Source organism: Croceitalea vernalis, assembly GCF_031846405.1.
GTDB classification, from domain to species: Bacteria; Bacteroidota; Bacteroidia; order Flavobacteriales; family Flavobacteriaceae; genus Croceitalea; species Croceitalea vernalis.
The window spans coordinates 413,612-433,355 of record NZ_JAVRHU010000003.1; the positions used below are offsets into that span (position 1 = coordinate 413,612).

Annotated in this window: 24 protein-coding genes; 9 read left to right on the plus strand and 15 right to left on the minus strand. The window is 33.9% G+C overall.

Annotated elements, in window-relative coordinates; genetic code table 11:
- Positions 1-10: 10 nt before the first annotated feature.
- The 5 genes from RM520_RS12305 to radC are packed head-to-tail and all read right to left on the minus strand — an operon-like array spanning position 11 to position 4,741.
- Positions 11-1,462, minus strand: a complete 1,452-nt coding sequence (locus RM520_RS12305) for a DUF5723 family protein (protein ID WP_311388199.1) — start codon at positions 1,460-1,462, stop codon at positions 11-13.
- Entirely contained in the window at positions 1,459-2,007 is a 549-nt protein-coding gene (locus tag RM520_RS12310; RefSeq protein ID WP_311385977.1) for a hypothetical protein, read from the minus strand. The genes RM520_RS12305 and RM520_RS12310 overlap by 4 nt, the downstream gene beginning before the upstream one ends.
- Before the next feature lie 57 nt (positions 2,008-2,064).
- Entirely contained in the window at positions 2,065-2,754 is a 690-nt protein-coding gene (locus RM520_RS12315; protein WP_311385978.1) for a YjjG family noncanonical pyrimidine nucleotidase, read from the minus strand.
- Positions 2,747-4,042, minus strand: coding sequence for a polysaccharide deacetylase family protein (locus RM520_RS12320; protein WP_311385979.1), 1,296 nt, complete (start codon positions 4,040-4,042; stop codon positions 2,747-2,749). The genes RM520_RS12315 and RM520_RS12320 overlap by 8 nt, the downstream gene beginning before the upstream one ends.
- Positions 4,043-4,741 (minus strand): RadC family protein, encoded by a 699-nt coding sequence (radC, locus tag RM520_RS12325; RefSeq protein ID WP_311388200.1) that lies wholly within the window; start codon positions 4,739-4,741, stop codon positions 4,043-4,045.
- A gap of 84 nt (positions 4,742-4,825) precedes the next feature.
- Between radC and RM520_RS12330 the strand changes: the two genes are divergently transcribed.
- Complete coding sequence (locus RM520_RS12330; RefSeq protein ID WP_311388201.1) at positions 4,826-5,269, plus strand: DUF1569 domain-containing protein; 444 nt, start codon at positions 4,826-4,828, stop codon at positions 5,267-5,269.
- A gap of 2 nt (positions 5,270-5,271) precedes the next feature.
- Here RM520_RS12330 and RM520_RS12335 read toward each other — a convergent pair whose 3' ends face one another.
- Together RM520_RS12335 and RM520_RS12340 are read right to left on the minus strand one after the other, a co-directional pair.
- Positions 5,272-5,397, minus strand: coding sequence for a hypothetical protein (locus tag RM520_RS12335; protein ID WP_311388202.1), 126 nt, complete (start codon positions 5,395-5,397; stop codon positions 5,272-5,274).
- A 129-nt stretch (positions 5,398-5,526) separates the two neighbouring features.
- On the minus strand, positions 5,527-6,885 hold the full coding sequence (locus tag RM520_RS12340; protein ID WP_311388203.1) for a UDP-N-acetylmuramate--L-alanine ligase: 1,359 nt from the start codon (positions 6,883-6,885) through the stop codon (positions 5,527-5,529).
- An 80-nt stretch (positions 6,886-6,965) separates the two neighbouring features.
- Here RM520_RS12340 and RM520_RS12345 point away from each other — a divergent pair, with 80 nt between their 5' ends.
- The 4 genes from RM520_RS12345 to RM520_RS12360 all read left to right on the plus strand — a co-directional run bounded on the left by RM520_RS12345 (position 6,966) and on the right by RM520_RS12360 (position 9,962).
- Positions 6,966-7,277 carry a cupin domain-containing protein gene (locus RM520_RS12345; protein WP_311388204.1) on the plus strand — a complete coding sequence of 104 codons (312 nt, stop codon included), beginning with the start codon at positions 6,966-6,968 and terminating at the stop codon, positions 7,275-7,277.
- Positions 7,278-7,342: 65 nt separating this feature from the next.
- Positions 7,343-8,128 (plus strand): SDR family oxidoreductase, encoded by a 786-nt coding sequence (locus tag RM520_RS12350; protein WP_311388205.1) that lies wholly within the window; start codon positions 7,343-7,345, stop codon positions 8,126-8,128.
- 110 nt (positions 8,129-8,238) lie between these two features.
- Positions 8,239-8,955, plus strand: a complete 717-nt coding sequence (locus tag RM520_RS12355; protein ID WP_311388206.1) for a carboxypeptidase-like regulatory domain-containing protein — start codon at positions 8,239-8,241, stop codon at positions 8,953-8,955.
- Entirely contained in the window at positions 8,952-9,962 is a 1,011-nt protein-coding gene (locus tag RM520_RS12360) for a transglutaminase domain-containing protein (RefSeq protein WP_311388207.1), read from the plus strand. Before RM520_RS12355 ends, RM520_RS12360 begins: the two co-directional genes overlap by 4 nt.
- A gap of 23 nt (positions 9,963-9,985) precedes the next feature.
- Here the strand turns inward: RM520_RS12360 and RM520_RS12365 are convergent, their stop codons facing one another.
- From RM520_RS12365 to RM520_RS12400, 8 genes are all read right to left on the minus strand, one after another.
- Positions 9,986-10,714: a LytR/AlgR family response regulator transcription factor gene (locus RM520_RS12365; RefSeq protein ID WP_311388208.1), complete on the minus strand. Its 729-nt coding sequence runs from the start codon at positions 10,712-10,714 to the stop codon at positions 9,986-9,988.
- Positions 10,711-11,769 (minus strand): sensor histidine kinase, encoded by a 1,059-nt coding sequence (locus tag RM520_RS12370; protein WP_311385989.1) that lies wholly within the window; start codon positions 11,767-11,769, stop codon positions 10,711-10,713. Before RM520_RS12370 ends, RM520_RS12365 begins: the two co-directional genes overlap by 4 nt.
- Positions 11,770-11,905: 136 nt before the next feature.
- Complete coding sequence (locus RM520_RS12375) at positions 11,906-12,199, minus strand: hypothetical protein (protein WP_311385990.1); 294 nt, start codon at positions 12,197-12,199, stop codon at positions 11,906-11,908.
- Positions 12,196-12,390 carry a hypothetical protein gene (locus tag RM520_RS12380; protein ID WP_311385991.1) on the minus strand — a complete coding sequence of 65 codons (195 nt, stop codon included), beginning with the start codon at positions 12,388-12,390 and terminating at the stop codon, positions 12,196-12,198. The genes RM520_RS12375 and RM520_RS12380 overlap by 4 nt, the downstream gene beginning before the upstream one ends.
- Before the next feature lie 226 nt (positions 12,391-12,616).
- Positions 12,617-13,135, minus strand: coding sequence for a DUF4136 domain-containing protein (locus RM520_RS12385; RefSeq protein WP_311385992.1), 519 nt, complete (start codon positions 13,133-13,135; stop codon positions 12,617-12,619).
- A gap of 55 nt (positions 13,136-13,190) precedes the next feature.
- Positions 13,191-14,189, minus strand: a complete 999-nt coding sequence (obgE, locus tag RM520_RS12390) for a GTPase ObgE (protein WP_311388209.1) — start codon at positions 14,187-14,189, stop codon at positions 13,191-13,193.
- 59 nt (positions 14,190-14,248) lie between these two features.
- A complete protein-coding gene (locus RM520_RS12395; protein ID WP_311385994.1) occupies positions 14,249-14,392 on the minus strand; it encodes a hypothetical protein in 144 nt (47 codons plus the stop codon).
- 10 nt (positions 14,393-14,402) lie between these two features.
- The gene (locus RM520_RS12400; RefSeq protein WP_311385995.1) at positions 14,403-15,512 is read right to left on the minus strand and encodes an adenylate kinase; all 1,110 of its coding nucleotides are present in this window, start codon (positions 15,510-15,512) and stop codon (positions 14,403-14,405) included.
- A gap of 120 nt (positions 15,513-15,632) precedes the next feature.
- Here RM520_RS12400 and RM520_RS12405 point away from each other — a divergent pair, with 120 nt between their 5' ends.
- Genes RM520_RS12405 through RM520_RS12420 form a run of 4 tightly spaced genes read left to right on the plus strand, consistent with a single transcriptional unit; the run spans position 15,633 to position 19,733 of the window.
- Entirely contained in the window at positions 15,633-16,787 is a 1,155-nt protein-coding gene (locus RM520_RS12405; protein ID WP_311388210.1) for a 5-(carboxyamino)imidazole ribonucleotide synthase, read from the plus strand.
- Positions 16,788-16,790: 3 nt separating this feature from the next.
- On the plus strand, positions 16,791-17,279 hold the full coding sequence (purE, locus tag RM520_RS12410; protein WP_311385997.1) for a 5-(carboxyamino)imidazole ribonucleotide mutase: 489 nt from the start codon (positions 16,791-16,793) through the stop codon (positions 17,277-17,279).
- A gap of 12 nt (positions 17,280-17,291) precedes the next feature.
- Positions 17,292-17,687, plus strand: a complete 396-nt coding sequence (locus RM520_RS12415) for a hypothetical protein (protein WP_311385998.1) — start codon at positions 17,292-17,294, stop codon at positions 17,685-17,687.
- Positions 17,688-17,708: 21 nt separating this feature from the next.
- Positions 17,709-19,733, plus strand: a complete 2,025-nt coding sequence (locus tag RM520_RS12420) for a M3 family metallopeptidase (protein ID WP_311388211.1) — start codon at positions 17,709-17,711, stop codon at positions 19,731-19,733.
- Positions 19,734-19,744 lie beyond the last annotated feature (11 nt).

Genomic DNA, 19,744 nt, shown 5'->3' on the forward strand with positions numbered 1-19,744 from the left:
ATTACAGTAATCAATTACTGTTCCAAGATATGATATTAAATCCGAACTGTAAAGACGCATAATTACTTGCCGGTATATTCTGATAACCTAGAAGATTATCACCAAGAATATAAAAATTTAATGGTCCGGCTTGCAAATTCAAGCCGAGACCAATATTTGACAAGGTATATTTATCAGCTGTGTACGTTGTTTTAATGGCTAATGCTCTTCCTATTCTTTTTTGATAAAATGCTGTAATTGCAGTTTGTGGACCCCGTGGTCTATTAATCATAAATAAGTGAGCTCCTACGGCATTCTTGTAATCAAAATTTTCTTTTTTTGAAATGGGTGTCGTTTCACAATCACATATTTGAGATTTATCAGTATACTGACCAAAATTATAACGATATGAGGCATTCAATTTAATTGGTCGTAAAGAAATATAGCTTTGATTATTGGTTTCAAAAGGAATCAAACGTTCAAAATCATCAATCAAATCTTGCCAAATATCAGCACTAAGATTTGTTAAGTCTTCAGGTAGTCTTATTTCTATACCTTCATTAGATGCAGCACCATTTAGTGTGTAATTTTTGATGTCTTTATTATGATAAATAAAACCAACATCAAGTAAACTTGCAGTTATGAAAGAGTTTTTACCTAATTTATGAGTAAACCCAAGATCAAAACCAAATCCCAAATTACCGCCAAAAAGGGAACGTGATATTAGCAAGCTTGCCAAATCGGCCTGAGTGTTAACGGTATCCTCATCAATAATATCTAAAATTTCTTGAACCCCAGAAGTTCTCATAGTAACATCAGCAACGAGCGTATTTCTTAAAATATTATCATCACCTCGAGTTGTTACAAAATAGCCTTTATTATTGGTAGACTTGAATTCATAAACACTCGAATAAATCTTAGCTCTAGCGCCAATTGTCCAACGTTCGTTTATATGTCGATTCAATCCAAAATGAAATACACTAACAGCTTCTCCTTGCTGATTGATATCATTAAAATTAAATCTTCTATTCAAATTAGTCGCATTTCCTTCAAAGGCTAACAACGCTAAATCTTCTGGGTAAAAAATTGAAGCAAAACCCTCACCATAAGCGCCAAAAGAATAATAATCTCTTGGCTTCTTAACACTTCTAAAACCCACATTAAAAATTTCTATTTGACCACTGTAACCAAAATCATCATTTGACTTCAATCCATTTATAACTTGGTCTCTGAATTTTGTTGTAAAATCAATACCGTCTTCAGCAAAGAGGTCATTAACTGTTACACCACTCGTACCAGCTTGAATAGAAAATCCAGACAAAACAGGTATTCCTGTATGCCACTTATAAGGTGTTTTTACACCAGGGTTTAAAATTAAAGATTGCGGAATTTCATAAAAATCATAAAGCAATTGCTTGTTTTGCGCATGCGATACTACCGTTCCTAAGAGAACAGAAAATATAATCAACCTTACATTTTTCATCGTAGTTTTAACCTAAATTCTGCGCTTGATCTTAAGATAATTTTCGGTTCTGTAAGTGAAGATGTACTTGTAGCATCTCCAAGATTCTCACCGCTAACTCTAATATTTGTAGTATTTCTAAGGATATCTAAACTTCTACCGCCATCTCCGTATGTTATTTGGCGTTCTAATATGGCCGTTGGAGCCGCTTCAATAACAAATGATTCACTATCAAGTACATTATCATCAGCATCTAAAAAGTCTACAGTTATTTGCAATTCTTTTGTTGTAGTGTTTTCCACCTCATAGGTAATATTACCATCTAATACATTTTCTGCTATGAATGATTCATTGAAAGCTTCAAAAGTGAAATTCTGTGTATAAAATGCTCCTGTACCTGCAGCATTTATAGTGGCCTCGTCTGACTCAAAATAAAATATACTAGAAGCTACGGTAGGTTCAACACTCAAATCATCAAATTGGTCGAAATTTTGCTCTTCAGCGCATGAAAGGAACATGAGAAATGCAGCACTGACAAATATGAATGTATGAACAAGTTTTTTCATTTTATAGTAGTTCATTTATAAGTAAACAATCAATGTCTAACCTACCCTACTATAACTCTATAAAAAACTTTTTATTTCGTTTAAATCTTCAATCATTTCACAGATCTGATGCTTCGGCTCCTGGTGAGCATTAAAATGGAGCACGCTAAAACCCAAGTTTTTAGCTCCGATAATATCCGCTTCAAGACTATCACCAATCATGAGTGAGTTTTTTGATTCGACCTTTGCTAAACTTAAGGCAAGCTCAAATATTTTTGGATTTGGCTTTTTTACGCCTGCCATTTCAGAATTCACAATCACCTCAAAATAATGTCGAATATTTGAATTTCTCATTTTCTTTTCCTGAATTTCTTCAAAACCATTTGTAATAATATGAAGCCTATAATTAGGTTTTAAATAGTCCAAAACCTCAATAGTACCAGGAAATATATGATTAAAAGTAGATAAGTGCTCAATATATGCGTCTGAAAGCACATGAATTAAATGGTCATCAACTTCAATATTTAAGCCTTTAAAAGCTTTGCTCAATCTTTGAAATCTTAGTTCTGCCTTGGAAACTCGTTCTTCACGATATAACTTCCAATATTGCAAGTTTATTGGAACATAGACCTCAAGAAATTTATCTAAGTCTATTTGCAAACCATTTCGTTCAAAAATCTTCTCAAAAGTAAGTGCGGAGTTCTTTTCAAAATCCCAAAGGGTATGGTCTAAATCAAAAAATATATCGGTTACTTTATCCTTAAACATAATAACGCTTTAACACGGCTTGATATAAGTTCAACCAATTAATCTTATGTTTTCCTCCTAAAAGTTCATTAGAAAACACCATTGTAAATTCACCATTTACGCTTTTAATCTGCTGATAAAGTTTATCTAATTTCTCAAATACCTGCTCGGGTTTTTTAAATTCCTGTAAGGTATAATCATAAACCATAAATGGATGTACTTTAATAGGCTGTTGTACTTCAAGATTAATATCATAAAAATAAAAAGGAGTACAAGTACCTGCCCTAAAACCTGCATGATGTGAATAACCCATCGAGTAATCATCAGTAAATTCTGCTTCGACCAAATTGCGATAAGTTTGAGGAATGACAACTTTATTGTACCGTAATCGGGCGTAACGTATCGGACGATTGATTAGGTTTGACAATTGTTTTTTTTCCTCTTTTAAAATAGAATTATCCGCTGAAGAAGCCATGGACGCACTTAAAGAAACTATACTATAATCAGCAACGGATTTAATCAAATATCTGAATTTATTTCTATGGACTGATACATTCTTATCGTGTGCTGAATAGGCTGCAAACTGAAAGAAAAACATAGTTCTTACTCTAAATTTCTTGTGAATTTCTAGCAATTCGTTAAAATTATCATATGGATCTTTCTTTAAGTTCAACCAAACAGAAACTCGTTTTGCCAGAGCTCTAATTCTAAACTTACTTAAGTCAAGAAAAAAACCAGCTATATTTCTAGAAAAACCTTTAAGAGCATAAGAATGTGAAGTGGTTACATTGATAATGGAAGTAAACCTATACTTATTTGGCTTGAAAATTAAATCAGGAAAACGCCCTACTAAATTCTCCAATAACCTTTTCACCCAAAGATCGATAACCGGTTGTTCTAAAAATTCTTTTTGAAAAGCTAGGCTGATTTTTGGTGGAAAACGCCCTAAATCGTCTTTAACATGTGGTAGATATTCTTCATATCTGCTCAATAAATAAAAACTCGCAGAAAAAATATCAAAAGGTATAGAACTACCTTCTCCAGCTTCAAAAAAACAAGGAACTCCATCCCAATCACTTATTTTGATATGAATATCATTAATACCTTGTTCAAAAAGCAAATCATTAGAACGAATAAAAAATTCATTTTGAAGTGGTTGTTTGGTATAGGTAATTTTTGGTCCAGAGTGCTTTATAAAATCTTCTACTTTAGTGGTATATGACACCTCAATACCCAACATACGAGTGAAGATGTGTTTCATCACATAGCCAAATCGCTTTGAAATCTTATGAGTGTATATTAGTAGCATTTAAAGAATTTGTTCATCTGCAAAACTAAAATAAGCCTTTTGAGTGATGATTAGATGATCTAACACCTTTATATCTATAGCTTCAGCGGCTACCTTTAATTTATGCGTAATTTGTTTATCAGCCGTACTTGGTTTTAATGTACCCGAAGGATGGTTATGGGCTAATATTAAACCTACTGCATTTTGTTCCAAAGCCTGTTTTAAAACTAATCGCACATCAACTAAAGTGCCAGTTATACCGCCCTTACTTAACTGTTCTTTGTGTAGAACCTTATTCGAATTATTAAGATAAATAATCCAAAACTCTTCATGAGGCAACTCCCCTATTATGGGTTGTAATAAATCAAAAACATTGGCACTACTAGTAATTTTATTGATGACTTCTTCGGTATCAATACGTCTTCGTCTACCAATCTCTAAAGCAGCAGCAATTGTAATTGCTTTAGCTTCACCTATGCCCTTAAATTTCATCAATTGTGGAATAGACAATTTACCAAGGTCATTCAAGCTATTATTAACAGAAGCTAAAATTCTTTTAGAAAGTTGTACAGCACTTTCTTCTCTATTACCCGAACTAATAAGAATGGCTATCAATTCGGCATCGGAAAGTGTAGAACGCCCTTTCTTAGCTAATTTTTCTCGAGGTTTATCATCATCAGCCCAATTTTTTATAGAGAATGAAGCTTGCTTTTCTTGCATTTGATAAAGATAACTTGATTTTTGGATTTGGCTTTTAGGTCATTTAGTTTGTACCTTATACTCATTAACTTAATCATCAGTACCATGAAATCACTTTTGACGAATGAAGGCCATCAAGACATTAAGTCAAGATTAGAAAAGCTTAACGAAAACTCTGAACGTCAATGGGGTAAAATGACTGTTGGCCAGATGGCTTGGCATTGTCAATACCCTTTAAAATTAGCTATTGAAAATAGAGAGAACAGTTCAAAAGGAAATTGGTTCATCAAGACATTTTTTAAAAAATCACTTTATAACGATAAACCTTGGAGAAAAAATTTACCAACTGCGCCACAATTAAAGGCTAAGCAACCAAAAGAATTTAAGGCAGAATTTGACAAATTGAAAACACTGGTTGATGAATTTGCTAAATTGGACTTAAGAGAAAATTGGTATCCACATCCGTCTTTTGGTGAGTTCACAAAAGAACAATGGGGTCAATTAGAATACAAACATTTAGACCACCATTTAAAGCAGTTTGGGGTTTAATTTTAGTTAATTTTACCTTCTTTATTAAAATTCTCTAGAATTTCAGTTTTAATACGTGTATCATTTACACTACGGTCTTCCTCGAGAATACTATTAGAAACACCAAGCATAATGGCAACAAGAATCATAGACACCCATTGTTTAGGTCTTACAAAAAATAACTGCTTTGTATAAAAATTAAAGTTTTTCACAGTCTCTGTCGAACAAAAACTATTCCTAAGAACTGAGTTCTGCCAAATCCGCACTTAAACAAACAACTAAGAGCTAATCAAATTTTTTATTTCACCAAAATCTAAGCCTCCGTAATTACCAGAGCTCATTAGTAGTAAGGATGTATCTGTTAATTCTTGACCAAATAAATAGCTTTTAAAAGCAATAGGGTCTGTAAAAATCTTTAGGTCTTTTCGTTGAAAAGCGTCCGCAATTTGTTCTTCAGTAATTACTTCTAGTTGTTTAATGGCTAAGGCTTTTGGAGAATAAAAAACAACAGCCTCATCTGCAGCATCCAAGGCACCATTATATTCTTTCAAGAAATTAACATTCAAACTACTATAGGTATGTAACTCTAGGCAAGCCAATAATTTTCTGTTTGCGTACTGTGCTTTAACTGCATTCGTCGTTGCCTTCACTTTACTGGGTGAATGGGCAAAATCTTTATAAGCAACGCTATTATTACTTTCAGCTATTTTTTCTAATCTTTTTGATGCTCCTTTAAAGGTGGCGATGGCTTCATAAAAATCATCCTCATCAACGCCCATATTTTGACATATCCATTTAGCTCCAGAGAGATTATTAAGATTATGCTTGCCAAATACTTCAATCGGCATTGCTCCTTCTGAGGTTTCCAACAAGGTTGTGCCATCTTCTACACGATAGTTAGGAGTATGATAAGGTAATTTTCGAATACTATTTTCAGAGGCTTCAACTACAATTTTAACCTCTTCATCTTCTTCGTTATATGTGATACTGCCTCCTTTGACAATACTATCCACAAATATTTTAAACTGTTCTAAGTAATTTTCATAAGTAGGAAAGACATTTATATGGTCCCATGCAATGCCACTTAACAAAGCTATATTTGGTTGGTACAAATGAAATTTTGGTCTTCGGTCAATGGGAGAAGAAAGATATTCATCACCTTCTAAAACAATAAAATCATTCTCTTCTGTTAAGTGTACCATCCGCTCAAAACCATCTAATTGAGCACCAACCATAAAGTCTACTTCTCTATCATGGTAATTCAATACATGAAGTATCATAGATGTAATTGTAGTTTTACCATGGCTGCCTCCAATTACTACCCGTGTTTTATCTTTTGACTGCTCGTATAAGAATTCGGGATAAGAGTAAATCTTTACCCCTAACTCTTGTGCTTTAAGTAATTCTGGGTTATCGGATTTGGCATGCATTCCTAAAATTATTGCATCTATCCTATTGTGAATCTTATCAGGGTACCAACCAAATTCTTCTGGTAATAATCCTTTTAATTGTAACCTTCCTTTAGAAGGTTCGTAGATAACATCGTCACTTCCTGTGACTTGATAACCTTTATGTGCTAAGGCTAAAGCCAAGTTGTGCATAGCGGAACCGCCAATTGCGATAAAATGTACTTGCATAGTTCTCAAATTGCTTTCAAAGATAGGTAATGGCTTAAAATTCTTTGGTGATTCTTATTATCTTGGTAAAAAGAAATTTTATGAATTTATCAGACATACCATCAAAAGAAATTATGCCAGGGTATCATGCCAAAATGATTCATGCAAAAAAAATGAGCTGGGCATTTTGGGACGTAGAAATTAATGCTGAAGTACCAATACATCATCATATACATGAACAGATAATGCACGTAGTTGAAGGTACTTTTGAATTTACGCTAGATGGCCATACAAAAACATACAACTCTGGTGATGTTGTTGTAATTCCTTCTAATACACCTCACGGTGGAAAAGCCATAACTGCTTGTAAATTGATGGATATTTTTAGCCCCGTCCGAGAAGAATATAAATAAGCCCCACCTCTAAATCCACTCCCCAAGGGTGAGGAACTTTTAAAAAAGACAATAAAGTATACTTTATGAATATATCATTAAAAGGAAAAAAAGCACTAATTGGCGGCAGTAGTGGCGGCATAGGCAAGGCAATTGCACAACAGTTGGCAGAAAGTGGTGCTAGCGTAACATTAATGTCTCGTAATGAATCTAAAATCATTGCTATTTTAGAAAACCTGCCAACTGATCAAGGGCAAAAACATCAATTCCTTGTAGTCAATTTTAATGATTACCAAGGCTTCAAAGCCATTATTTTTGATTTTTTTAAAGAAAATACAGTTGATATTTTAGTGAACAACACTCAAGGTCCAGAAGCTGGAGGAGCTCTTGAAAAAACAGTGGACGACTATCAAACAGCTTTTGATTTGCTCTTTAAAACCGTCGTATTTACTACCGAATTTGCTTTAAAACATATGCTCAAACAAAAATGGGGTCGTGTAATTAATGTAGCTTCAGTTTCGGTTAAAGAGCCTCTGAACTATCTTGCGTTATCAAATACTATAAGAGCGGCAGTAACTACATGGGGCAAAGGTCTCTCTATTGATGTTGCCAAAGAAGGCATAACCGTAAACAATATTCTAACAGGATATTTTGATACCGATCGCATTACACAACTTAACGCTAAGAAAGCTGAAAAGTTAGGGGTTTCTGAAAAAGAAGTTCGAAGTACCATGGAACAAAATGTACCTGTCAAACGCATTGGTAAACCTGAGGAATATGGTTTTTTAGTTACTTTTTTGGCCTCAGAGAAAGCAGCATATATAAACGGCACTAATATCCCTATTGATGGTGGATTGTTGAAATCACTTTAACATAATTTCAAAGGTTGTTTCACTCATTCACATCTATAGTTGCCTAATTCTTGGTTTTAAAACCCTAAATAATAAGATAGTTTGGCTTCATAATAATAAACCAGTGTATTATGAAAACAGAATTAAGTATTACCGTAAAAGAACCTTGTTCAGAAAATTTCGATAATTTTAAATCCACCAATGACGGTGGGTATTGTGAAAACTGCCAAAAAGAAGTCATTGATTTTACTAGAATGTCAAATTTTGAAATTATGAAACGACTCGAGAATACCACAAAAACTTGTGGCAGGTTTATACAGCACCAAATCAATACACCAATTGTCATGAATCCATCTCGATTTTCATGGTTTGGTAAGGCTGCAGTAGTTGCAGTTTCATTATTCGGTGTAGCAGGCACAACAAACTTACATGCTCATAAAGTTAAATTACCTATAATAACAGTACAAACCGAAACTGACTCTGTCAGCCCATTAAAACTAGTTAAATTAGAGGGGGTATACACGGTAAAAGGAAAAGTTTCAGATGCACAAAACTTGCCATTAGCTGGAGTCAACGTTGTTTTAAAAGGCAGCAATATAGGTATACAAACAGATTTTGACGGTAAGTTTGAATTTCCTCAAAAGCTAAGCGAAGGTGACGTTCTTCTATTTAGCTACATAGGTTTTGATACCAAGGAATATTTAGTAGAATCTTCTGAAGAAAAACTTATTGAAATCAACATTCAATTTGATGACACTGATATTATTTTAATGGGAGACGTGGCAGTTGAAGGTGTCTATAAATCAAAGAAAAATATATTTCAAAAAATTATTGGCCTTTTTAAATGAGATTTCTTCTCACTCTATTTTTAATTTTTCAAACAGCGCTTCATGGTCAACAAAAAGATTTTAATCTTATTGATTTTGAAAAAGCTGATAATATAGCCAATAAGCTGGAAGGGGCAAGTTTAAAAAACTTACCCCTTTTAACTTACAATTTAACCAATGATTTAAAAACCGATGTTGAAAAGTTTAGAGCTATTTATCTATGGGTTTGCACAAATATTGAGAATGACTATGCCTCATATATAAGAACAAAAAATAAGAGAAAAAAAATAAAGAAAAGTAACACCTCGTTTTTAGCCTGGAATAAATCTTACACGCCAAAAATGTTTCGGCGGTTGGTCAATGATAAGAAAACTGCATGCACAGGTTACGCCTATCTCATAAAAGGAATGGCGAATTTAGCCGGTTTGCAATGTGAAATTGTCAATGGTTTTGGTAGGGTTTTGAATGCGGATTTAAACATAAAAAGCGCACCAAATCATTCTTGGAACGCAATTCAACTTCAACAAAAATGGTATTTATGCGATGCTACATGGTCTGCCGGCACTTTTATTATCAATGAGGACATACCTGTATTTAAAAAGAACTTCGTTAACGGTTATTTTTTAACCTCACCAGAATATTTTAAAAGAAATCATTATCCTATTGATAAAAAATGGTTGCTCAGTAATCCTAATTATAAATTCGAAGATTTTTTAGCAGAACCCTTGCTTTATAAAGATGCTTTTGAATTTGGCACTTACCCGATAACTCCAAATAAAATGAAGATTTCGCTCAACAAAGAATCTGCTTTTGAAATGATAGTTCAAAGCGAAAAGAAATTAGTTAAAGAAATGTTTCAGTTCACACATAATGATGGAAATAAATCTAAAACCATTATTCCGGAAGTAGAGGTCATCAAAAATGGCTATTTGCTCAGACATCAATTTCAATTTAAAGGCACTTATGACCTTCATTTAAATTTGAATAAGAAACCTTTAGCAACATATGTAATTAAGGTTACTAAATAAATTTATACAAAGAAAGTCAGTTATTAAAAACTCATCTTATCCTTGAATAGATAAGATTGTCTTCGAGAAACCTCAACCTCTGCGCCATTTTTCATGGTCAATTTTAGTTTGCCATTAAACCAAGGCACCACATTACCAATAAAATTTGTGTTTATAATCTGTTGCCTATTGACCCTAAAAAATGATTCAGTTGGTAATTTGTCTTCTACCTGATTCAAGGACTTATAAAGCATAGGCTTTTGATCTTCAAAAAATACCCTAGTGTAGTTTCCAACAATTTCAAAATGAGAAATAGAGCCAATTTTAACGAGCCAGCACTTTTCGCCATCTTTTATAAAAATCTGACTGTTTTCTGAGAGCCTCTTGACGGTGTTATTACCTTCTTCTACTTCATTACCTTCTAATTTAGCTTTAACCTTTTCAATGGCTAATGCAAAACGTTTTTCATTAATTGGTTTTAAAAGGTAATCTAAGGCGTTGTATTCAAATGATTTTATAGCATATTCATCAAAAGCAGTTGTAAATATGGTAATTGGAACCTCATCAAGCATTTCTAGTAACTCAAATCCATCTTTTTCGGGCATGTTAATATCCAAAAAAAGTAAATCCGGATTTTCCTTTTGAATTAATTCAAAACCTGCATCAACATTCTTAGCTTCTCCAATAAGCTCAATATCCGTATGTGCTTTTAAAAGTTGTTTCAGCTCATTACGCGCTAATCTTGAATCCTCTACTATTACCGCCTTAATCATAGTAAAGGTATATTAATGGTAGCCACAACTTCCTTGGAAATTTCTTCCAACTTAAATTGAGCTTTGTTAACATATAATAATTTCAATCGTTGACGAATATTATTTAAACCCAATTGCGTGGAGTCTTTGGAAATAGATAATTTGCCCGTATTGGAAACCTTAATTAATAGTTCATTATTTTCCTTATGAACTTTTAAACTAATCTTGCCACCATCTTTTAATTTCGAAATACCATGTTTAGCTGCATTCTCTACCAATAGTTGAATTAGCATTGGGGGAATTTGCACTTGCAAGCAATCTTTCTGCACCTCCTTAACGAAATCAAGACGGTCTTCAAACTGAATTTTAGAAAGATCTATATAATTATCAACCATCTCCAATTCCTCTTCTAAGGCTATGGCATTAATATTATTCTTAGTTAGAGAATATCTAAGCATCTCGGAAAGCTTTGTTAGCATTTCTCTTGATCTATCCACATCTTCAAGCATTAAACCTCGAATATTATTCAGGCTATTAAACATGAAGTGCGGGTTTATTTGCCCCTTGAGTGTATTTAATTGTGCCTGTTTAAGATTCGTATTTAGCTCTAATCTCTCAATACGATTACTATTGAACTTCAATAAAAGTTTTATGCCCAAATAACAAATTACCCAAGCAAAGACGTTGAATATAGAACTGAATACAATTAGCCATTTGCTATCATAAATTTTCATCAAATCCAACTCATCGGAAGACAATGAAGGTCCTAATTTCACATAAACGTACCCAAAAACAATGTTTAACCCACCAAAAATAGCTGCAGCTGTAATTGTAGACAAAACAATTTTGAGCAATTCTTTCCACCCAAATTGCTCAAAAAATATGCTTTTTTTTAAATACCATCTTAAAAGGGAAGTAGAAAACACACCAATGAACAGACCTCCTAAAAAAGAATAAAGTAAAAACTCAAAGCTGACATTTTTCAAAACAAAGATGGAAAGAGAATTCAAAAAACCCCATCCAGCAAATTGTAAAATCCAGAAAAATAGATTTCTGTTCTTATCTGTAATATTCATTTTAACTTACAGTATTATTTTAATGCGATCAAAGATAAATAAGTTTACTAATAGTAAAGTTCTATGAAAAGGAGGCGCTAAGGGTCAAGTTACTGTCTAGATTTTGCTTTAAAATAGTATTCAAGCAGTCTCGAATTTAATGCACAAACTGATAAAGCAACTTTCCAAAAATAAATCCAACACCACCTGAAAAAACCACAGCTAATAATGTTGCAGAAATTATTAGTGCAGGGTTCTTTTTTATCAACTTGGCTTCATTAAACATTTCAATTTTCTCCTTTTTAGTAAAAGCGAAAACAAAAGCAACTACTCCCAATATTGTTAATAAAAGAATTTGAATGATATGCTTTGACAATGCTACACTAAAAATAGCGCTAACTAGTAGTAATGCACCAATAAATAAGTAGGCTATTTTAGTATTATTCTTCATATTGTTGTTTCTAAAGTCTTGGTATTTTCTTCTTTGTGCATTACTGCAGTACCCATTAAAGTTAACCCAATGTATATTGGAAAGAAGTTAGTAGCTAAGCTTTTACTGCTTATGGCTAAAAAGGTGCCAACCAATAAAGTGATTGAGCCAATTATAAATACTACTTGTTTAATGTTTTCAGAATTTTTCATGTTTTAAAGTTTTAAGGTTGATTGATATTTAAAGTAAGATGCTTAATACAAGTGAAACTATTAATTTGACTAGTGCTATCATTATATATTCTTTTGTTTTAATTGATTATGAAGCAAATATATAAGTGAGCTTAGGTCTCGGAAAGTAATTTATGACCAACGGTAATCTAAGCTTACCGAACGGTAGAAAGTAAATACCCAATCATATTTTAAACTATTTCGTGAATTACTGTGGCGGAAATTTTGCCAATACCTTAGTAACTATAGCGTTAAGCCTTTCTTCACGAACACTAGGTGAAGCATTATCTCTGTAGCCAGATTCGCTAACAGCTTGCCAAAACAAAGCGTCTTTTTGGCTATCTACAAAATCAAATCGAATTTCTCGTTGCCAGCCAGAACTACCTACAGGAATACCTACTGAAACTCCTCCACCAACATTCCGACCACCACCGCCAATACCAATACCGACGTTGTTGCTAGGTGCTGTTCTATATTCGGAACTTAGAATATTAATGAAAAAATCTGGCTCCTCAGCCAATAGAAAGCCTTTGACTTGCAAACTTGAGTCTAAAGCTTTTACCAAACGCTTTTCGTCTAACTCACTCAAACCTGATTCTATATCTGAAAAATAATTATAGGTACTATAATTAGTAAAATCGGTAACCTTATCATAGTCATAGTTGACTCTTACCGAATTGCATGAAATTAGCAGCACCACAATAACTATGTAAAAAAAGTTCTTCATGAGGAATGAACTTAAATTTACGAATAAATGCTTTGAAGAAAGTTAAAATGACACACTATTCGTTCAACTGTTTCCAGAGTACATCTTTCAATTCTTGTATACCTTTTTGGGCAACAGAAGAAATAAAAAGGTAAGGAGCGTTTAAAGTTGCATCTAATTCTACCTTCATCATCTGCTGCAATTCGTCATCTAACATATCTGATTTAGATATAGCCACAATACGCTGTTTGTCAACTAATTCTGGGTTATATCTTCGCAACTCGTCTAAAAGTATTTCATATTCTTTAGAAATATCTTTACTGTCTGCAGGAATTAAAAATAATAGTGTCGCATTACGTTCAATATGTCTAAGAAAATAATGTCCAAGCCCTTTGCCTTCTGCGGCACCTTCAATAATACCAGGAATATCGGCCATTACAAAACTTTGAAAATCACGATACTCAACAATACCTAAGTTTGGTTTTAGCGTAGTAAACTCGTAGTCAGCTATTTTTGGTTTTGCTGAAGTAATTACTGAAAGTAACGTTGATTTTCCAGCATTCGGGAAACCTACTAAACCTACATCTGCTAATAACTTTAACTCTAAAACAATATTATGTTCTTGGCCTTCAATACCAGGTTGGGCGTAACGAGGAGTTTGATTAGTAGATGTTTTAAAGTGCCAATTACCGCGACCACCCATACCACCTTCAGCAACTATCTTTTCTTCTCCATTTTCGGTTATTTCAAAGAGAATTTCATTGGTATCACCATTACGAACCACAGTCCCTAAAGGCACATCCATATACACATCTTGGCCATCAGCTCCGGTACTTCTATTTTTACTGCCATGTTCGCCGTGACCAGCTTTAAAATGCTTTTTAAACTTATAAGTTACAAGTGTCCAAAGGTTGCTATTGCCTCTAATTATAACATGACCACCGCGACCACCATCTCCTCCATCAGGGCCTCCTTTGGTTATATATTTTTCGCGATGTAAATGCACAGAGCCCTTGCCACCATTACCGGAAGTAACAAAAGCTTTTAGATAATCAACAAAATTGCCTTCCGTCATTTTTAAGGTTTACAAGGTTTAAATTTTCAATCCTAGGTAGAAATGAATAAAGTGTTTAGTTACCCTGTGGGTATAGAGTCATCAAAATAAAATAGATAAATAAAATATGCTGCTGCGGAAATTAAAAACAAAAGCACCGCTGAACAACCTGTAATAAAACAACCTTTAAACGCATACTTTGGTGATATAACTTCTTCTGGCATAATTTAAGATTTACCTTAGACTGTCTATTACCTTAGCCAAACGTTCAGTAATATCTGATATCTCCCCTATTCCATTTACAGAATGAAACTTGTTTTGCGCTGAGTAAAATTCTTTAAGCGGCGCTGTTTTTTGATTATACTCATCAAACCGATTACGAATTTTTGACTCATCTTGGTCATCACTTCGTCCACTTTCTTTACCTCTTTCTAATAAACGAGCGACTAAAATATCATCTTCTGCTTCTAAAGCAATAGTAGCATCAATTTTCATATCCTTTGATTCCAAGAAATTATCCAAGGCCTCAGCTTGAGCTGTTGTTCTTGGAAAACCATCAAAAATGAATCCAGCTGCTTCTGGATTTTTTTCCACCTCATCTTTCAACATACTTATAGTGACTTCATCAGGCACTAAGTCTCCTTTATCCATATATGACTTTGCAAGCCTACCTAGTTCGGTATTATTTTTAATATTAAATCTAAAAACATCACCAGTAGAAATGTGTTTCAAGTTATATTTTTCTTTTAAGAAACTAGCTTGAGTTCCTTTACCGGCTCCGGGCTTTCCAAAAAGCACTAGGTTAATCATATTCGTTTGGTTTAGTTGATAAACTTCTCTCAAATTTCGGCCTAATTCATTGTAATCTAGACCGTACCCCACAATAAAACAATCAGCTATTTCAAGACCTACATAATCAATGAGGTATTCTCCATTATAGATCTCAGGCTTATGAAATAATGATGCTATTTTAAACTCTTTGACATTAGTATTTGAAAACAAATTGACCAACTGCTGCAAAGTGCGACCTGTGTCAATAATATCTTCTAATATAATAACACTCCTTCCTTCAATATCTTCAGATACATCTAACAAAGTTTCAACAATACCAGTAGACGTTAAGCCTTGATAAGAACTTAATTTTACAAAAGAAACTTCACAAGGATGTTGATAGGCTTTTAAAAAATCTGCCACAAACATAAATGAACCGTTTAAGACTCCCACAAAAATGGGTGTTTCGTCTTTATAGTCAACAGCAATATTATCAGCCATCTTTTGAACAGCTTCTAAAATTTGCGTCTCACTTAAATAAGGTTTAAAAAGCTTGTCATGTAGCTTTATCAATGTATTCTTGTTTTTTATGAAGATGGCAAAGATAGCATTTTTTAAATGTGCTTTTTAGAGCAAACCTTCACCCTTTTGGGAATTCGGTGTATTTTTGTTTTTATCACAAGTTGATTACACATGCACTATTTTTCTTCAGATTTTAAACTTGGTATTTTAGGTGGTGGCCAATTAGGTAAGATGCTACTATATGAAACAAGAAAGTGGGATATTCAAACCAAAGTATTGGATAGCTCAGAGGAGGCGCCATGTAAAATTGCATGTGATAAATTTGTACTTGGTAGTTTGTTGGATTTTGATATTGTCTACAATTTTGGAAAAGATGTTGATGTTTTGACCATTGAGATTGAAAATGTAAATATTGATGCTCTTGAAAAACTTGAAGATGAAGGAATAAAAGTATATCCACAACCAAGAGCACTTAGAATTATTCAAAATAAAGCAACACAAAAATTGTTTTATACCGATAATGAAATACCTACTTCGCCTTTTACAAGATTCGCCTATACCAGTGAAATCAAAGATAGTATAACCAACGGCGGATTAAGTTTTCCGTTTGTATGGAAATCAGCTCAATTTGGATATGATGGACAAGGAGTCAAAGTGGTAAAAAAAATCGAAGATTTGGAAAATCTTCCAAATGTAGAATGTATTGCTGAAGATATGGTCAACTTCAAAAATGAATTGGCAGTAATTGTATCTAAAAGCGCTAGTGGTGAGGTTAAAACGTATCCCGTGGTTGAAATGGAATTTCACCCTGAGGCTAACCAAGTGGAATATGTTATTTGTCCGGCTAGAATAGAAGAGCATATTGCTCAAAAAGCACAAGAGGTAGCTTTAAAAGTTGCAGAACATATCAATCTTGTTGGCTTACTTGCCGTTGAACTTTTTCAAACGCAAGAAGACCAGATTTTAGTAAACGAAGTAGCGCCAAGACCACATAATAGTGGCCACTATAGCATTGAAGCTAGTTATACCAATCAATTTGAACAACATATTAGAGCTATTTTGGACTTACCCTTAGGCAAAACGGAAAGTAAAGTTGCTGGAGTAATGGTTAACTTAGTTGGGGCTGAAGGTTATACCGGTGATGTGGTTTATGAAAACATAACAGAGATTTTAGGTTTAGAAGGTGTGACCCCTCATATTTACGGTAAGAAGCAGACGAGGCCTTTTCGAAAAATGGGACATGTTACCATTGTAGATGAAGATATGGGTCGCGCTCGTGAAGTAGCACAAGAGGTAAAAGAAAAAATTAAGGTTATTAGCAAATAAGATATGAGTAAAGTAGCGGTAGTAATGGGAAGCACAAGTGACCTTCCGGTCATGCAAGATGCCATTGATATTTTAAAAGGATTTGATATTGAAGTAGATGTTGATATTGTTTCTGCACATCGAACTCCTGAAAAACTATTTGACTTTAGTAAAAATGCGCATACCAACGGTTATGCGGTCATAATTGCTGGTGCTGGTGGCGCAGCACACCTCCCTGGAATGGTAGCTTCAATGTCACCGCTACCTGTTATAGGTGTGCCTGTTAAAAGCTCCAACTCAATTGATGGTTGGGACTCTGTACTTTCTATTTTACAAATGCCAGGTGGTGTACCTGTTGCGACAGTTGCACTTGACGGAGCAAAAAATGCGGGAATTTTAGCGGCCCAAATTATCGGTAGCTCTAATAAATGTGTTTTAGATAAAATCATTCTCTATAAAGAAGGATTAAAGAAGAAAGTCATTGACGGGGCTAAATCCGTTAATAGTAAATAACATACTACTCAAATGAGAAAGTTTGTTTTCTTCTTACTTTTTTTAATCTTCTCATGTGAATCCGAAACGGATTTTGAAGAAATTCATTTAACCGAACCAACAATGGTCAGTATTGCTCCTGATGAGCTGAGTATTGATCTTTTAATATCCAAATGGGGAGAAGAAGACTTTGGCGTTATTATAGATGATGTAATGTGGTATCATAGCGAGTTAATGATGCTTGTAGACAGTCTTGAAATAGAGCAAGTAAACACTACCAAAAGAAAAGTAAAGATTTCTGGCCCAATAGAACACTGGAAGATTGATATGGATACCACAGAATCAAAATGGAAATATATTTATTTTGACGGTACTGAGTTTCTGGAACAAGACGCCATTACCATGAAAGAACTACTGAGCAATAATTAAAATTTTAAAGCAAATATTGACATGAATAACCCACTTCTTGAACCTTTTGACCAAGCTCCTTTCTCCAAAATAAAAAACGAACATTTTCATCCAGCAATTACGAATGCAATTGATTTAGCAAAAAAAGAAATTGATGCTATTGTCTATAATACAGATACTCCAACTTTTGAAAATACTATAGCAGCTTTAGATTATTCTGGTTATCAACTCGATAGAGTTTCAAGTATATTTTTTAATTTAAATTCTGCTGAAACCAATGAAGCTATTCAAAAAATAGCTCAAGAAGTATCTCCATTATTATCAGAGTTTAGTAATGACATTACTCTAAATGAAGGTTTATTCAAAAAAATAAAATCAGTTTACGAGCAAAAAGACGCACTAGGCTTGTCAACGGAAGAAGAAACCCTACTCAATAAACGCTACAAGAGTTTCAGTCGTAATGGCGCTAATCTGCCTAACGACAAAAAACAACGGTTGCGGGAAATTGATACCCAGTTGGCCAAACTAAAATTGACCTTTGGAGAAAATTTGTTGGCGGAAACCAACGCATTTGAAATGCATTTGACCAATCAAGAAGATTTGAATGGACTGCCTGACGGCGCAAAAGAAGCCGCGTCTCAGTTGGCTAAATCAAAAAATAAAGAAGGTTGGTTAATCACCTTAGATTATCCAAGTTATATTCCTTTTATGAAATATGCGAGTAATCGGGAATTACGAAAAGAGCTTGCATTGGCTTTTGGCAGCAAAGGGTTTAAAGGTAATTCGCTTGATAATCAAGAGAATGTTTTAGCAATTGCAAAATTACGCCATGAACGTGCCAATTTATTGGGGTATAAAACGCATGCAGATTTTGTGCTTGAAGAACGTATGGCTGAAAAGCCCGAAAAGGTTATTTCATTTTTAAATGAACTACAAGAAAAGGCTAAACCGGCGGCTATTAAAGAGTTTAAGCAATTGGAGGATTTTGCCAAAGAACTAGACGGAATTGGCCAATTAGAAAAATGGGATAATTCTTATTATTCTGAAAAATTGAAACAGAAGCTATTCAGTTTAGATGACGAATTGCTAAAGCCATACTTTAAGTTAGAAAATGTTATCGATGGAGTTTTCAAGGTAGCAGAAAAACTTTTTGGATTACAATTTAAAGAAGTTTTCAATGTAGATAAATATCACGAGGAAGTAAAAACCTTTGAAGTCTATGACGAAGATCAAAATTTCGTCTCTTTGTTTTATGCCGATTTTCATCCAAGATCAGGAAAAAGAGGTGGAGCGTGGATGACTTCATTTAAATCACAGTTTAGAAAAAACGGTGAAGAATATAGGCCACATGTTTCTAATGTTTGCAATTTTACTCCATCCACACCTACCAAGCCATCATTATTAACTTTTAATGAGGTAACTACTTTATTTCATGAGTTTGGTCACGGTTTACATGGAATGCTCGCTGACACCATATACCCCAGTCTTTCCGGTACCTCTGTTTATTGGGATTTCGTAGAGCTACCAAGTCAAATATTAGAAAATTGGTGTTACGAAAAAGAAACACTTGAACTTTTTGCGAAACATTATGACACGGGCGAGTTAATTCCAATGGATTTGATTCAAAAAATAAAAGATTCTGCAAGCTTTCAAGAAGGCATGGCAACCCTAAGACAAATTAGTTTTGCAAAATTAGATATGGCATGGCATAGCAATGACCCCACCCCAATAACTAATGTAAAAAGCTTTGAGAAAGAATCCTTTGAAGGAACAAATTTATTTCCAGACACTCCTCAAACCTGTATGAGTACTGCTTTTGCTCATATTTTTCAGGGAGGATATTCTTCAGGGTACTACAGTTATAAATGGGCAGAAGTACTTGATGCTGATGCTTTTGCATACTTTAAAGAGCATGGTATTTTCAACAAAGTCATCGCTAAAGACTTTAAAGACCATGTACTATCTAAAGGTGGCACAGAAAAACCAATGATTCTTTACAAACGTTTTAGAGGAACAGAGCCTAAAATTTCCGCCCTTCTTGAACGGGGAGGCTTAATCACTGCTTAATTTTAAAACAA

Bases quoted from the DNA above. Each gene is read 5' to 3' on its own strand.
- RM520_RS12370 (WP_311385989.1), bottom strand. From the start codon at position 11,769: ATGAATATTACAGATAAGAACAGAAATCTATTTTTCTGGATTTTACAA.
- RM520_RS12340 (WP_311388203.1), bottom strand. From the start codon at position 6,885: ATGCAAGTACATTTTATCGCAATTGGCGGTTCCGCTATGCACAACTTG.
- purE (WP_311385997.1), top strand. From the start codon at position 16,791: ATGAGTAAAGTAGCGGTAGTAATGGGAAGCACAAGTGACCTTCCGGTC.
- RM520_RS12380 (WP_311385991.1), bottom strand. From the start codon at position 12,390: ATGAAAAATTCTGAAAACATTAAACAAGTAGTATTTATAATTGGCTCA.
- RM520_RS12405 (WP_311388210.1), top strand. From the start codon at position 15,633: ATGCACTATTTTTCTTCAGATTTTAAACTTGGTATTTTAGGTGGTGGC.
- RM520_RS12335 (WP_311388202.1), bottom strand. From the start codon at position 5,397: ATGATTCTTGTTGCCATTATGCTTGGTGTTTCTAATAGTATTCTCGAG.
- RM520_RS12365 (WP_311388208.1), bottom strand. From the start codon at position 10,714: ATGATTAAGGCGGTAATAGTAGAGGATTCAAGATTAGCGCGTAATGAG.
- RM520_RS12420 (WP_311388211.1), top strand. From the start codon at position 17,709: ATGAATAACCCACTTCTTGAACCTTTTGACCAAGCTCCTTTCTCCAAA.
- RM520_RS12375 (WP_311385990.1), bottom strand. From the start codon at position 12,199: ATGAAGAATAATACTAAAATAGCCTACTTATTTATTGGTGCATTACTA.
- RM520_RS12355 (WP_311388206.1), top strand. From the start codon at position 8,239: ATGAAAACAGAATTAAGTATTACCGTAAAAGAACCTTGTTCAGAAAAT.
- RM520_RS12350 (WP_311388205.1), top strand. From the start codon at position 7,343: ATGAATATATCATTAAAAGGAAAAAAAGCACTAATTGGCGGCAGTAGT.
- RM520_RS12320 (WP_311385979.1), bottom strand. From the start codon at position 4,042: ATGCTACTAATATACACTCATAAGATTTCAAAGCGATTTGGCTATGTG.
- RM520_RS12330 (WP_311388201.1), top strand. From the start codon at position 4,826: ATGAAATCACTTTTGACGAATGAAGGCCATCAAGACATTAAGTCAAGA.
- RM520_RS12345 (WP_311388204.1), top strand. From the start codon at position 6,966: ATGAATTTATCAGACATACCATCAAAAGAAATTATGCCAGGGTATCAT.
- RM520_RS12395 (WP_311385994.1), bottom strand. From the start codon at position 14,392: ATGCCAGAAGAAGTTATATCACCAAAGTATGCGTTTAAAGGTTGTTTT.
- obgE (WP_311388209.1), bottom strand. From the start codon at position 14,189: ATGACGGAAGGCAATTTTGTTGATTATCTAAAAGCTTTTGTTACTTCC.
- RM520_RS12360 (WP_311388207.1), top strand. From the start codon at position 8,952: ATGAGATTTCTTCTCACTCTATTTTTAATTTTTCAAACAGCGCTTCAT.
- RM520_RS12310 (WP_311385977.1), bottom strand. From the start codon at position 2,007: ATGAAAAAACTTGTTCATACATTCATATTTGTCAGTGCTGCATTTCTC.
- RM520_RS12305 (WP_311388199.1), bottom strand. From the start codon at position 1,462: ATGAAAAATGTAAGGTTGATTATATTTTCTGTTCTCTTAGGAACGGTA.
- RM520_RS12315 (WP_311385978.1), bottom strand. From the start codon at position 2,754: ATGTTTAAGGATAAAGTAACCGATATATTTTTTGATTTAGACCATACC.
- RM520_RS12415 (WP_311385998.1), top strand. From the start codon at position 17,292: ATGAGAAAGTTTGTTTTCTTCTTACTTTTTTTAATCTTCTCATGTGAA.
- radC (WP_311388200.1), bottom strand. From the start codon at position 4,741: ATGCAAGAAAAGCAAGCTTCATTCTCTATAAAAAATTGGGCTGATGAT.
- RM520_RS12385 (WP_311385992.1), bottom strand. From the start codon at position 13,135: ATGAAGAACTTTTTTTACATAGTTATTGTGGTGCTGCTAATTTCATGC.